The organism is Bacillus sp. FSL R5-0659, assembly GCF_038008785.1.
GTDB lineage: Bacteria > Bacillota > Bacilli > Bacillales > Bacillaceae > Bacillus > Bacillus safensis.
In genome coordinates, this window is the sequence record NZ_JBBOZU010000001.1 from 2992097 (window position 1) to 3005891 (window position 13795).

Genomic DNA, 13795 nt, shown 5'->3' on the forward strand with positions numbered 1-13795 from the left:
AAAAGAACACCCTTTTGTCAAGATGACAAAGGGTGTTTATCATATGCAAAAAGCTTCTGATCCAGCCTCGATTTATACATCATTAAAAAGCCAGACCGCCCTACAGTATAGATAATAAAGGCAAACCATAGGCCATGATTGTGCCAAATGGGCGTGACCACGGTTTGAACGACGATAAACAAAATCATTGCAAACAGCATCGAATTTCTAACAGGGGCAATTTCTGTCGCACCTGTAAATACGCCGTAAATGACCAAACCGAAACAAGCCGCAAACGGATAAAGTACAAGCCAGTCCGCATAGCGTAATGTCACGTCAAGCAGCTGAGGGAGATTTGTAAACAGGCTCAATATCGGCTCTTTTAATAGAAAATAAACCGCCGCAATGACACATGCCATAACAAGTGCCCACTGCCTTGAAAGGGTTAAAGTTTTTTCATAAAGAGAACGGTCATTTGCACCAACTGACCGCCCAACAAGGATGCTGGACGCATTGGCAAAACCATCGAACAAATAAGCCATGATGTAGTGAATTTGAAATAAGATAGCATTAGCTGCCAGCAGCTCCGTACCAAAAGAAGCCCCTTTTGCCGTAAACATGTTGATGACCACTAGCAGACAGATCGTCCGGATAAACAAATCTTTATTTACATGAAACATTTTCTGCACTGCCTGTGTATCCATGATCTTCTTAATGGAAGGCATCTGGAAACCGTTTGACGAATGCTTCATGATGATCCATGCCCCTAACACAAAAGCGGTTAGTTCAGACATCAATGTCGCAGCCGCAACTCCTTTGACCGCAAACGAAAACACATGAACAAGCAGAAATGCAAGCGCCATATTCATGACATTGATCAAGATTTGTAAAGTAAGGGCTTCTTTCATTTTTGCCATCCCCATCAGCCAGCCCAATATGACATAATTCATTAAAGTAAATGGCGCTCCCCAAATGCGAATATGAAAATAGTCTGCGGCAAATTGACGGACATCAGCATCAGGAGAGATCACTAGAAAAGCAGATTGAATAATTGGCCATTGCAGGGCAATAAAACAAAGTCCGACGATGATGGCGACGAAAAAAGGTCTTAGAAAAGCAAGAACACCCTGCTCCTCATTCTGCGCCCCGTTTGCCTGAGCAGCAAAAGCAGATGTACTTACCCGCAAAAAACCAAACAGCCAATATAATGTACTGAAAATGAGACTGCCGACCGCAACGCCTCCAATATAAGCAGGATTTGCGAGCTGACCGACAACCGCTGTATCAACAGCTCCAAGTAAAGGAGTGGTCATCGTTGAAATCGTTAAAGGAATGGCCAAAGCTAAATACGCTCGATGGTTCACGACGCCACCTGCCTTTCATGAAAAATAGCCTCTTCTACAAGAGGCGTTGATAATAAAGCTTTACCGAACCGGTCTGCCAATCGTTCTTGACAAAGGATGGTCTGCAAGCATTGCATCTCTCATTTTCCGCACCGCTTCCTCTTCTGATGAAAAGAATTCATCCTTTGATTGAAATTGGGCCACAAGCTCGCCTTGATCAAGAATCGCCAATTGATCACTTAAGTGATAGGCTGCTGTCATATCATGTGTAATAAATAAGTAAGACACACCCAGCTCCTTCTTTAATTCTGCTAATAAATCTAAAATGACCGTCTGGGTAACCATATCTAAGCTGCTCACAGATTCATCAAGTACAATAAGCTTTGGCTGCAGCAATAAGGCTCTAGCGATGTTGATCCTTTGCAGCTGGCCGCCGCTGAATTGGTGCGGATATTTAGACAAATCCTTTTCACCGAGCCCGACTCTTTCAAGCCAGTGAATCAGCACGTTTTTACGTTCCTTTCGGCTCATGGTTTCATAGTTTTCAAGCGGTTCAGATAAAATTTGTTCAACTGTCCATCTTGGATTAACCGCCGAATAGGAATCCTGAAATACCGCTTGCACATGCCTGCGAAAATGCTTACGTGTTTGCTGATCTGCACGATAGACATCCTGACCTTCAAAAAGAACCTGTCCAGCTCTTGGTTTCTCTAAACCAAGTATGATGCGGCCAAGTGTACTTTTCCCTGCGCCGCTTTGTCCCAGCAGCCCAAGGCATGTGCCTTCTTCAATGTTCAAATCGACGCTTTTCAGGACAGGGGCTGCGCCTTTATTTCTTATTAGAAACGACCGGCTGTTGTATGCATGACTGACTGCTTTTACTTCTAATAAATGCAAGGGCCTTCTCACCTCAAATCGGGCAAACAGCTGGGATGGATGGACGAGCTGCTAGTAGTTTTTTTGTATAATCATGCTTTGGTTGTTCAAAAAGTTCAAGAACTCCTGCCTTTTCCACAATTTCTCCTTGTTTCATGACGACAACTTGATCTGCCATTTCAGCAATGACACCAAGATCGTGGGTAATGAGTAAAATGGCCGTTCCATAGTCATGACGAATTTGGTTCAGATGCTGAAGCACCCGTTTCTGATTGTGTACATCTAAAGCAGTTGTCGGCTCATCTGCAATGATGAGGGGCGGGTGCATACAGGCAGCCATGGCGATCATGACACGCTGCAGCATCCCTCCGCTTAATTCAAAGGGGTATTTGTTGAACAGTTCGTCTGGCTGCGGCAGATTCATTTGTGCTAATGCATCTATTGCCTGTGCTCGTGCCTGCTTTTTACTAACAGCAGTATGCCGGCGGATGGTTTCAACCAGCTGATGGCCGATTGTCCATACCGGCGTAAAGCTGTTCATTGGATTTTGCATAATATATGAGATGTCTTTGCCTCGAATGGACCGCATATTCTTTTCACTTATACCGATCAATTCTCGTCCCTGTAATGTGATACTGCCAGTGACTTCAGTTGTTTTTCGATCAAGCATACGTAAGATCGACATACTTGTCACTGTTTTCCCGCAGCCGCTCTCACCAATTAATCCAAGGATTTGACCGCGCTCTACTTCAAACGATACTTCTTGAATAAGAGGAGTTGTCCCTTGAGGTGTTTTCGTATGCACATGCAGGTTCTCTATTTTTAAAATGGGCTCTTGCACATTGATCATTCCTTTACACACGGCGTTTGATACCATATTTCTCTGAAAGGGCTTCTCCTAGTAAATTAAACAGAATCACCACAGTCATGATCACAAGACCCGGGTACAGCATCAATTGAGGATTCGTTTGAATATACGATTTCCCTTCATGAATCATTGCTCCCCATTCAGGCATAGGAGGCTGAACCCCTAATCCGAGGAAAGACATCGCAGAAATGTCCATAATCGCCCAGCCCATTTCGAGTGTTCCAATGACTGCTAATGGCGGCAGGACATTGGGAATCATATGCTTTCTCATGATGTTCCAGTGCGAGGTCCCACTGATTTTTGCAGCTGCAATAAAGTTCTGTTCTTTTAAACTGAGCACCATTCCTCGGAAGACGCGGGCATAATACACCCATTGCACAAGCATCAAGGCAAGTACGACTTGAGAAAGTCCCGGACCGAAAATGCCGACTAATCCAAGGATCAGCACCAGGTTTGGAAATGCCATGACACCGTCACAGATTCTCATCAAAACATGATCAATCCAGCCGCCTTTGTATCCTGAAAACAGGCCGACAATTAAACCAATGAATAACGAAGAAAGAAAGATTAATAACGCACAGCCAAGCGAAACACGCGCACCATATAAAATACGAGATAAATTGCACCGCCCTAATTGATCTGTTCCAAGAGGATACTCCCACGAAGATCCCTTTAGCTTCATCGCTAGATTAACAGCTGCCGGATCATGCGGAGCGATCCATGGCGCACATATTGTCACAATCAGCAGGAGACCGAGCAGCAGGGCGCAGATCGAGATCATCTTTTGATGAGAGAAGAGATGTTTTACTTTTGTCATCATTGCTGGCGGCCTTCCTTTCTAGAAATACGAGGGTCAATGATCAATTGAATCAAGTCAACCATCAAGCTGCTCAAGATAAAAATACAGGCTGACATGAGGACATAAAATTGAATGACTGGCAGATCCCTGTTAAAGATCGCTTCAATAAAAAATCGGCCAAACCCTGGCCATGAGAAAACGGCCTCTACAATAATGGTTCCGGTTAACAGCTTGCCGAGGTTCACCCCAAGTCCGGTCAACATCGGCGATATCGCAATTCTGAACACATGCTTGAACATGATCGATTGTTCCTTCAATCCTCTCATTCTCGCATATTGAACGAAAGGTTCTTGAAGCGCCTCACTCACACTTGACCGTAAAAGCCTTGTATACGTAGCAATTAAAGGGACTGCCAGTGTGATCGACGGCAGAATGAGATGCTCCCATGTGCCGATCCCTTCAACGGGTAAGAGGTCAAGATTCACTGAAAAAAAGAAGATGAGCAAATACCCCAAGACAAACGTCGGGATAGATGCTCCTAAGAAAGAAATGAGCCGGCTCACATGATCAACGGCACCATTTTTCCTCATGCCGCTGAAAAAGCCGAGCGGAATGCTGACACAAATAGCGATCAGCAGACTGGTCAGTGCCAATTGAATCGTTGCCGGTATTCGATACATCACCTCATCAACGACAGGCTGATTGGACATATACGACCGGCCGAAATCAAGATGAATGACTTTTTCAATGGTATGAAGATACTGCATATAAAATGGCTCATCTAAGCCGAATTCACTTCGTTTTTGCGCTAATATTTCATCCGTAGGTTGGATATGAGCCGCTGCTAAATATGCCTCAGCCGGGTCAACTGGCGAAAGGTGAATCATACCAGTTGTGAGCAGTGTGGCTAATAAAAATACAGGAATAATTGATAGCAATCGTTTGACGATATAGCGGCCCATTTCCTTACCTTCCTTCTGTTACTTCAGCTTAATGCCTGTGAAAGGTTGTTCATCACGATTCGCAGGGAATTCAAAGTCTTTCACAGCTTTTTGATAAACGGCTGTCTTTTTAAAATAAGAGATTGGCACAATTGCCCCTTGATCCTGTAAAGAGGATAAGACAGACGAATACAGTGCTTTACGTTTCTTTTCATTTGTTGTTGATGGAATTTCCGTCATTTCTTTGATCAGCTTTTCCTTATTTGGGTAGGCTGAAATGGCTTCTTTGAATCCAAATCCATCTGATGAGAGAACGTTCATAAACGTATGCGGATCATACGGCGCTCCGTAGTTGCTAAAGAAGTTCATATCAAACTTATTGGCTTTAAAGCGCTGAACCTGTGTGGCTAAATCCACACCCTCAAGCTTGACGCCGACACCAACGGCTGCCCATTCTGCTTGCAGCGTTTCTGCCATCGCTTTTTGAATCGATTCTGCTGAATCATACATCATGCTGAACTCAAGCTTTTTCCCATCTTTTTCACGAACGGATTTTCCTTTTGGAAGTGTCCAGCCCGCTTCATCCAGCAATGCTTTGGCTTTATCCACATCATATTTGAAAGACTTCACCTGAATGTTTGACGTATACGGCATGTTTGTCGGTAAGATGTGATCTGCTTCATCCTCTAAACCAGAGGTGACCCCTTCTACCATTGATTTTTTATTGAAGGCATATTGAAGGGCATGACGCACTTTCTCATCTGACAGCTGATCCACTTTTGTGTTCATGACAAGCTGTCTCGTTGCAACAGGCTCTGACATTTTCGTTTCATACTTGCCGCTTGCCTCTAGCTGTTTGTAGGAATCAAGGCTAATGGTTCCTTCTCCGTAAAGTAGATCCACATCACCTTTTTCAAATGCCATGACTCTCGTTTCCGCATCTGGGATAACCTTTACCTTGATTTCTTTTACCTTTGGTTTTTCTCCCCAATAATGATCGTTTCGTTCGAAAATAGCATAATCATCTTTCTTATATGTTTTTAAAACCCAAGGGCCTGTCCCCACTGGTTTTTCAATTCCTTTTGACGTATCTCCATTTTTAGGGAAGCCTGCTTCACCTAAGAAACGAACTGGACGAACAACGGCTAATTCTTGAACAGTTGGATAATATGGTGCTGTTAATGTGAGTTTAAATGTCTTTTTATCAACGGCTTCTGTCTTTTTGATTTTCTTAATGACACCTAACCAGCTATGTAAATCTTTATTTTTTAAAATCGTATCAAAGTTCTTTTTAACAATATCCGCATTAAATTCAGAGCCATCTGAGAATGTTACTCCGTCTCTTAAATGGAACGTATACACCTTGCCATCCTTTGAAACATCCCATGATTTCGCTAATTCTGGTTTCAGCTTTCCATTCTTTTGATAGCTCACCAACGGCTCATAAATCATTGATTGTGCAAACAATTGTGATGGGTTGTATACGTGTGGATTCATTTCACCAATATCTCTTGGCCACGCCATAGTGATCATGTCAGGGTGATCCTTGTTTCCATCCGCTCCATTGTTTGTTTGAGAGCATCCTACTAATAAAAAGAGAATAAGCAGGAAGGGTAACACAGTATTTATTTTAATTTTCGGAAAATTATTCCAAATAGTCATAAGTTGCTCCTCCTAATTGATGCTGATAATCATTTTCATTTTAAGGAGGAAGGGAGCCCTTGTCAATATCATATTTGAAACGACATGACAATACTTATTCCTAATTATTCCACAAATTGAGGAATTTGATAGAAAGAGAGGCAGGCTGCTTACGAATGAGCAGCCTGTGAAGAGGTAAATGTTTTTTCTCGCAGCATGTCATGAAGTATATGGATGATACGCTCCTGATCTGCATCTGTCATGCTCGTTCCAGACGGGAGACAAAGCCCCCTCTCAAATAACAGCTCGGATACAGGCGTCCCTTTTTCCGCAGTATAAAAAGGGCAATGGCGAAAGAGCGGCTGCTGGTGCAGCGGCTTCCATACATGCCTTGCTTCGATTTGTTCTTTTTCTAAAGCAAGAATGATATCTGCTGGAGACAATTTTGTATCACGATCAATGGTCAATGCCGTCAGCCAGCGGTTGGATTTCGTTTCTTGATATTCTGGCATCAAATGAAGACCCTCCGCTTCTGATAAAGCGTCCTGATAACGCTGGAAAATGCGGCGCTTTTGATCAACACGCTCGTCCAGCACTTCCATTTGAGCAATCCCGACCCCTGCTAAGAGGTTGCTCATGCGATAGTTGTAGCCCATCTCTTGATGCTCATAGTGCATGGCTTGTTCTCTGGCCTGTGACGCAAGAAAGCGGCATCGTTCAATCGCAGCTTCATCATCACTCACAAGCATTCCGCCCCCTGATGTTGTAATGATTTTATTTCCATTAAAAGAATAGATACCGAACCTGCCCATTGAGCCGCTTTTTCTTCCTTTATACAGCGCACCTAACGATTCAGCCGCATCCTCAATGACGGGTACATCATATGCTTCACACAGAGCCATGATCTCGTCCATTTTTGCACTTTGCCCATATAAATGGACGACAATGACCGCGCGAGGTTTTTTACCAAGACGTTTTGATTCAACAAAGGCTTTCTCTAAAGCGAGCGGGCACATATTCCACGTCTCCCTTTCAGAATCAATAAAAACGGGCGACGCTTGTTCATATAAAATCGGATTTGCCGTTGCAACAAACGTGAGGGTGGAACAAAAGACAATGTCTTCTTTTTGTACACCTATCAGCTTTAAAGCAAGGTGAATCGCCGCTGTTCCTGAGGATAAAGCCGCTCCTGACTTCACTCCTGCATAGTCCGCTACTGTCTGCTCAAATTCATTCACAAGCGGTCCAAGCGGCGCAATCCAGTTGCTCTTGAAGGCTTCCTCTATTTTGAGATCCTCTTTTCCGCTCATATGCGGAGGAGATAAGTAAATTCGCTTCCTTTCTTTCATGACTTCCCACCTTCTTTCCGATCTTTGATTTCCATTGCAGGAATTCCTACCGCGACCTTCTGATCATGTATATCTCTTGTCACTGCCGCTCCAGCCCCAATGACCGTCCAGCTTCCAATCGTTGTACCCGGTGTCACGACGGCACCTGCCCCAATATGTGCACCCTCCCGCACGGAAACACCGCCAGTCAGAACCGCGCCTGGTGACAGGTGCACAAACGATTCGAGTATGCAGTCATGCTCCACGATAGATCCTGTATTCATAATCGCATGCTCACCGATGGCTGCATCTGCTTGTACCACTGCCCTTGCCATCACGACAGTCCCCCTTCCAATGACAGCTGACGGACTTATGACCGCCTCTGGATGAATGAGTGTGGCGTACGCTGTATTTTCAAATGAGAGGCGTTCCTTCATGAGCAGTCTGATCTCATTTTGCCCGATTGCAATCAGCCATTTCATATGTGGCATGGTCTTTCTCAGCTGCTCACTCATGGAGATCGGTCCATACAAAATCCCGCTTTGAGTGACCACCTCTTCAAATTGATCATCTAACACCGCACATAATGAGTAATCGGAATGTGCAAAAATGAGATCTTGGATGACTTTGCTATGTCCTCCAGCCCCAATTAAACCAATGGTTTGCTTTTTACATATCGGTTCCTTTGAATTTTTCAGCTGTGGCATGATCCGGCTGCTGCACCCCCTCTGTTTTCATGACTTTCAGCAAGGTCATCCATAGAATTTTCATATCGAGCCAAAACGATTGATGCTCGACATACCAAAGGTCATAGGTGAATTTCTCCTCCCAAGAAAGCGTGTTTCGGCCGTTCACCTGTGCCCATCCTGTTATGCCGGGCTTCACAAGATGACGCCTTGCTTGTTCCTCTGTATACATAGGCAAATACTCCATCAAAAGCGGTCTTGGCCCGACGAGACTGAGCTCTCCTTTGAGTACATTGACAAGCTGCGGCAATTCATCAAGACTAAGCTTTCGAATCAAGGCGCCGGTTTTTGTTAAACGCAGATGATCTGGCAGCAGCTCCCCATGTTCGTCGCGTTCATCGGTCATTGTCCGAAATTTATAGAGCATAAAAGGCCTGCCATACAGACCAGGCCGCTTCTGCCGAAACACCACAGGCGTTCCAATTTTCCATCTAATCAGTCCATAGATGAGAAGAAAAAGAAGACTGCCTGCGATGAGCAGCGTCAATGCCACCATCACATCGATCATTCTTTTCATCATTGCATCTCCTTTTCATATTAGCGGGAGACCGCATGTTTTACCTTACGCATCAGCTGCATCCGCTCTCGTTTCGTTCCTGCAAACACATACAAGTAGCCTATATAGAGAATGAAACAAAGCCCGCCAATACAAAACAGCTCCCACCATGAAGTCACGTTATATACCACTTGAATTCCTGCGCAGACGCCCCAAATAAATAGCGCTCCTGCAAGCGGAACCAGCGTATGCTTGTAAAAGATGGTGCGTTTCTGATTCGTGATGCTAGCCGTATAAAATGGCAGAAACACAATATTTTTGATCAATAAAACCATTGCCCCCGCGGATGCAATGCCATATAAACCGAGCTGCAGCATATGAGTCAATCCATAGGCAAAAAGCACATTAGACACACCTAATATAAGGGTGACAACCGCAGGAACTTTAAAACGATTAAACACGGTTGGCACATATGTGAGCGGTAAAAACATCAAGGTCAAACATAAATAAGCCGCATGAATCATGAGAAGCCATTTCAGCTCCTCAAAAGCAGGGCCAAGCCATAGAAGCATGAGCGGACCAGCGAGACCTCCTAAAAGCGCGGCTGGGAACGCAACAAATAAGCCGCTCCACTTAATAGCGTTTGCAGCATATTGAATGAGCCCCTCTTTGTCGTGATTCGAATAAAATTTCGTGATTGTTGGTGCAAACACAACGGCCAGTGTCCCTGCCAGTGTGCGTAATAATAATGGAAACTGTAAAATCGCCGCATATTTGCCTGTCGCTTCAGCTCCAATGAGCAAGTTGGTCATCAATAAATCAATTTGTAAAAACAACAAAATCCCCATTTGCTCAAATGAATGCCAGACCCCTGATCGAACAAGAGTGAGACTAGACGATAATGAGACATGCCGCCACTTAAACGAAAACCAAGGGATGAGTTTTTTAAAATAATAGATACCGATTCCCATAGCCGCTAAGCTTCCAATGACGGCCGCAAGTGGAATATGCCAAATGGCTGGTGTCGTCCATGTAAACAGGATGACAATCATCAGTGCTCTCAGAAACATTTGAATTGCCTGTCCAACACTTGATACATAGAGCTTATTCGCATAAAACGGTGCAGCCCCAATGCCAGACATGACGAAATTGAGCATAAATAAAAGACCCCCTAAAATAAAGGCGGTCTGTGTGTCTTTTGCGAGATGATCGGGCACATGAAGCCACTCAACCAGCTGATGAGATATGAAAAGACAAAGCAAAAAGAGACTAATAGATAGTAAAAACGAACTGACGAAATAGGAAGCGAGATAGCGCTGCGCCCTCTCCATCTCTCCTTTATGAGCCGCCACAGAAAAAAAACGCACAACAACCGCACTTAACGAAGCGGTAATGACCGATAAATAGTTGATCATATTTTGCGTCAGATGGATTAAGCCGAATGCTTCCACTCCAAGTGTATGAACAATATAAGGTGTTAAACAGACAGACATGAGCATCATCAGGACAAATGTGATTAAGTTCGCACTGGCATTATAAAGAAACGCTCGATTCATTGTGCTTTCACGCAGCGTTTAAGAGCCCTCATCCAGCTTCCTCTCCCTTTTGACCACTTGTTTTCATCAGCTGATGAACGGCCTCTTTCACAGCGGCCTCATTTGGTTCTTTTAAAAGGGTCATAAACGGAAGGTGAGCCACCCATTCAAATCCTTCCATTACCTTATGATCAAACGATCTCAGGACAACACACGGTGTATGAGTGATCGCACAAAAGATCATGCCATGCAGACGATCTGTCACGACGACCTGTGCTTGTTTTAACTCCGTCCATAAAGCCGTTAATTCATCTAAGCGAGTTGTTCGATCGACCCGTCTGCCAATTGTCGTTGTGATTAAACCGACTTGATCATATGTCTCTTGAATATACTGCTGTAGCTGTTGGCGCTCCTCCTTTGTGAGATATGCTTCTTGATCCTCACGCAGACAAAGCAAAACCCCTTCACGTGTTTCATCCTTTGATGATTCGTCTAATGACAGCACCATATCAGGCTGTTTCCACACATCTTGATCAGGAAAATGCTGCTTCATCCATTCATAGGTTGTTTGATCTCTTGCCATGAGGAGCAGTCTTGGGTGCTGCTTATACGTGTGTATGGCGCGTCGCTCCTCCCGTTTCCCTTTCTTTGTTTCTGTAAAATGAACAGTAGCAGGCAGCTGGATCATAGGATAGGACTTGAAGGTCTTGATGATAAATTGTCTCGTCCATTCTTCGTATCGGTATAAATCACCCATATTGCCCCCACCGATCATACAAACGATGTCTTCTGGGTGCCGGCTGCGCTTTAGCGGACGAGCGAGGCGATAGATCTCTTTCATGTCCACTTCTATGATGTCATAGGCTGGAAAGTGTTTCTTTAAAAAACAATAACTCGCATAGGCAATCGCATGATCCCCCAAATTATCATGTCCCGGCAGCAGCGTGAGAATGATTTTCTTCTGATGACTCAGCTCTGGCAGTCTTTGGCGGCTCAGTCTATACTCAAGCGGATATTTGACCTTTAAGAGCAGCCACTCTGCGGCGTTTGCCTTCAATTGCTGCAATGTCAATCCCATCACCCCTATTTCCTTGTCTGATATTCGATCCATTTTTGATAGCTAGAAGCCGCAGCAGAAAGCGGATAAATCAATCGGCACTTAGCAAGAAATAAGATCATACGCTTTCGAACTGTGAGCTTCGATGGTTCCACTTGTTTGACGGCATGCTGGAATGCATCGTGTGTCACCATTTCCCGCATGTGATCAAGCTTTTCCTGAATGGAGAGGTCATTTTGGCTCTTCCATTCGTTGAGCATACAATGAAGCGTATGATTGACGATAAAAAAGTCTAATGCTTTCTCATATAGAGAGATGTCATCATGCTCTTTTAAAAACGAGCGCTGTGCATGATAATAGGTCAGTCCATGATGAAAATACTGCTTCTGATATCGTTGCACAATAGATGACAGATGAACTCTGTAGTAATAAAGGGGCTCATGAACAAAAGCAATGCTGCGTGATAAAGAAAAACAGCGCAGCGTCACATATTGATCTTCAATGTTCTCAAGCTCCCCCCGCAGCGGAAATCGAATGTGATGTTCTTCCATGAAGGCACGCCGATACAGCTTATTCCATGAGAATCCAGTTAAGTTTCCATGTAATAACGCTTTGATTAAATCCGTTTTTTCAGCTGACCGCTTGTCTAACAGCGTCGTTGGTATCGTTCGCTTTGACTGTTCAAATTGAATCCAATACTCACTCACAACAAGATCTGCCCCGGTCATTTCGGCTTTTTCGTACATGGCTTCACAGTAATGAGGAGCGAGAATATCATCTGAATCCACAAAGGCGAGGTACGTCCCTTTCGCTTCCTCGATGCCCCTGTTTCTCACAGCGCCTAACCCTTGATTGGATTGATGAATCACCCGGAAACGCTCATCACGCTCAGCAAATGCTTCAAGCCATTCACCGCTGCGGTCGGTCGATCCATCATTGATAAGAATGACTTCTATATCGGAAAAGCTTTGATCTGCAATTGATTGAAGACATTGCTCCACATATTGACTCGTATTGTAAACTGCGACCAATAGACTGATAGCTGGCATTACAGCATGCCCCACCTTTCTTCAAATCTATTTATTAAATATCGTTCTATACGGCAAAACCGAAGAATCGAACGGCATCAGCATGATGCTGTACAGAATATAGCAAACAGCAATCCCTACATACATAAACACATTAGACCGCTGATCAAAAATGCGTGTGAAATATGGCAGTAAAATGAGCTGATACAAGCCAAAGTAAATATGAAATCTTGCATAAATGACATCTTTCGTTGCAAGGATGCCAAACAAGAAACCAAGCAAACAAAAATTCACAACGTAATCACTCTCAGGTGTCAGCTCACGAAGTCGTTTTCGATAAAAGAAAGCGAGCAGAAGCGGCAAAATCAAGACACCGATTTTTGTCACATTCATTCCATTCGTATTCGTTGTGAGCCATTCCTCGTAATGACCATATGAACTTCCTTGCAGCATCACGACAAACACTGAGACAAAACGGTCATAAAGCGCGGTTAAGCCTAAGAAAATCAGGCATAAGAACAGCATCATCCAAGACCAAGCCTTTGTCCTCACAATAAAATACACAGGAATCATGATGAGAGCCGATGAATGAAACAATGAACATACAAGGACGAGCGGAAAATACAATTTCCACTGACCATTGATCACCAACCGGATGGCATAAAAAAGAATCGCTGCCACCATATACTGACGCATGCCATTAAATGACGCATAATAATGAAAGGTCCCAAGAAAAAGCAGCATACTGAGCTCAAATGGACGGCCATATTGAATAAGCGTCTTGATAATAAAAAAATAAGTAATGGCTCCGACTGAGATATACATGATTTGCGGATCATGAGTCAGTTGATTAAGCATCCATAAAATAAACGTAAACCCTGGATCCGTTGCGGCTTTATCCACACCGAATCCAAATATATGCCAAGGCTTTTCATAGTTAATGGAGAACTCATACATCTGTCCATATGTGACAAAATCGGTTCCTACTTTATACCGAATACCAGACACGATACAAAGAAACAAAAACGGAAAAAACACAAGAAGCTTGTTAGGCCGCCATCCGCTTTGAATGGTATCATCACGTCTGCCGTAAAATGCGGCAAAGCTCGACCATAAATAGACCATGATCATGTTCACCAAATAAACCGCCATCTGCCA

13 protein-coding genes are annotated in these 13795 nt (G+C 43.9%); all 13 read right to left on the minus strand.

The window, feature by feature from the left end:
* Positions 1-17 precede the first annotated feature (17 nt).
* On the minus strand, positions 18-1343 hold the full coding sequence (locus tag NSQ72_RS15490; RefSeq protein ID WP_327842135.1) for an MATE family efflux transporter: 1326 nt from the start codon (positions 1341-1343) through the stop codon (positions 18-20).
* A 60-nt stretch (positions 1344-1403) separates the two neighbouring features.
* Positions 1404-2219 (minus strand): nickel import ATP-binding protein NikE, encoded by an 816-nt coding sequence (nikE, locus tag NSQ72_RS15495; RefSeq protein WP_327842134.1) that lies wholly within the window; start codon positions 2217-2219, stop codon positions 1404-1406.
* Positions 2220-2232: 13 nt separating this feature from the next.
* A complete protein-coding gene (nikD, locus tag NSQ72_RS15500; protein ID WP_181286097.1) occupies positions 2233-3048 on the minus strand; it encodes a nickel import ATP-binding protein NikD in 816 nt (271 codons plus the stop codon).
* 4 nt (positions 3049-3052) lie between these two features.
* Positions 3053-3886 carry a nickel ABC transporter permease subunit NikC gene (nikC, locus tag NSQ72_RS15505; protein ID WP_039181542.1) on the minus strand — a complete coding sequence of 278 codons (834 nt, stop codon included), beginning with the start codon at positions 3884-3886 and terminating at the stop codon, positions 3053-3055.
* Entirely contained in the window at positions 3883-4827 is a 945-nt protein-coding gene (gene nikB / locus NSQ72_RS15510) for a nickel ABC transporter permease subunit NikB (RefSeq protein WP_327842133.1), read from the minus strand. The genes nikC and nikB overlap by 4 nt, the downstream gene beginning before the upstream one ends.
* A gap of 18 nt (positions 4828-4845) precedes the next feature.
* Positions 4846-6468 (minus strand): nickel ABC transporter substrate-binding protein, encoded by a 1623-nt coding sequence (gene nikA / locus NSQ72_RS15515; RefSeq protein ID WP_064498021.1) that lies wholly within the window; start codon positions 6466-6468, stop codon positions 4846-4848.
* Positions 6469-6617: 149 nt separating this feature from the next.
* Positions 6618-7796 (minus strand): DegT/DnrJ/EryC1/StrS family aminotransferase, encoded by a 1179-nt coding sequence (locus NSQ72_RS15520; protein WP_064498020.1) that lies wholly within the window; start codon positions 7794-7796, stop codon positions 6618-6620.
* Entirely contained in the window at positions 7793-8482 is a 690-nt protein-coding gene (locus NSQ72_RS15525) for an acetyltransferase (protein WP_064498019.1), read from the minus strand. The genes NSQ72_RS15520 and NSQ72_RS15525 overlap by 4 nt, the downstream gene beginning before the upstream one ends.
* Complete coding sequence (locus NSQ72_RS15530) at positions 8445-9038, minus strand: sugar transferase (RefSeq protein ID WP_039181552.1); 594 nt, start codon at positions 9036-9038, stop codon at positions 8445-8447. The genes NSQ72_RS15525 and NSQ72_RS15530 overlap by 38 nt, the downstream gene beginning before the upstream one ends.
* 20 nt (positions 9039-9058) lie before the next feature.
* Positions 9059-10573: an MATE family efflux transporter gene (locus NSQ72_RS15535; RefSeq protein WP_064498018.1), complete on the minus strand. Its 1515-nt coding sequence runs from the start codon at positions 10571-10573 to the stop codon at positions 9059-9061.
* 28 nt (positions 10574-10601) lie between these two features.
* Positions 10602-11630: a polysaccharide pyruvyl transferase family protein gene (locus NSQ72_RS15540; protein WP_064498017.1), complete on the minus strand. Its 1029-nt coding sequence runs from the start codon at positions 11628-11630 to the stop codon at positions 10602-10604.
* Between the two features lie 5 nt (positions 11631-11635).
* On the minus strand, positions 11636-12658 hold the full coding sequence (locus tag NSQ72_RS15545; RefSeq protein WP_327842131.1) for a glycosyltransferase family 2 protein: 1023 nt from the start codon (positions 12656-12658) through the stop codon (positions 11636-11638).
* Between the two features lie 27 nt (positions 12659-12685).
* A complete protein-coding gene (locus tag NSQ72_RS15550; RefSeq protein ID WP_059376647.1) occupies positions 12686-13789 on the minus strand; it encodes an EpsG family protein in 1104 nt (367 codons plus the stop codon).
* Positions 13790-13795: the final 6 nt, after the last annotated feature.

What these genes read in the sequence shown, in the direction of transcription:
- nikD (WP_181286097.1), bottom strand. Translation starts at nt 3,048, where the DNA reads ATGATCAATGTGCAAGAGCCCATTTTAAAAATAGAGAACCTGCATGTG.
- nikC (WP_039181542.1), bottom strand. Translation starts at nt 3,886, where the DNA reads ATGATGACAAAAGTAAAACATCTCTTCTCTCATCAAAAGATGATCTCG.
- nikB (WP_327842133.1), bottom strand. Translation starts at nt 4,827, where the DNA reads ATGGGCCGCTATATCGTCAAACGATTGCTATCAATTATTCCTGTATTT.
- nikA (WP_064498021.1), bottom strand. Translation starts at nt 6,468, where the DNA reads ATGACTATTTGGAATAATTTTCCGAAAATTAAAATAAATACTGTGTTA.
- NSQ72_RS15520 (WP_064498020.1), bottom strand. Translation starts at nt 7,796, where the DNA reads ATGAAAGAAAGGAAGCGAATTTACTTATCTCCTCCGCATATGAGCGGA.
- NSQ72_RS15525 (WP_064498019.1), bottom strand. Translation starts at nt 8,482, where the DNA reads ATGCCACAGCTGAAAAATTCAAAGGAACCGATATGTAAAAAGCAAACC.
- NSQ72_RS15530 (WP_039181552.1), bottom strand. Translation starts at nt 9,038, where the DNA reads ATGAAAAGAATGATCGATGTGATGGTGGCATTGACGCTGCTCATCGCA.
- NSQ72_RS15535 (WP_064498018.1), bottom strand. Translation starts at nt 10,573, where the DNA reads ATGAATCGAGCGTTTCTTTATAATGCCAGTGCGAACTTAATCACATTT.
- NSQ72_RS15540 (WP_064498017.1), bottom strand. Translation starts at nt 11,630, where the DNA reads ATGGGATTGACATTGCAGCAATTGAAGGCAAACGCCGCAGAGTGGCTG.
- NSQ72_RS15545 (WP_327842131.1), bottom strand. Translation starts at nt 12,658, where the DNA reads ATGCCAGCTATCAGTCTATTGGTCGCAGTTTACAATACGAGTCAATAT.
- NSQ72_RS15550 (WP_059376647.1), bottom strand. Translation starts at nt 13,789, where the DNA reads ATGGCGGTTTATTTGGTGAACATGATCATGGTCTATTTATGGTCGAGC.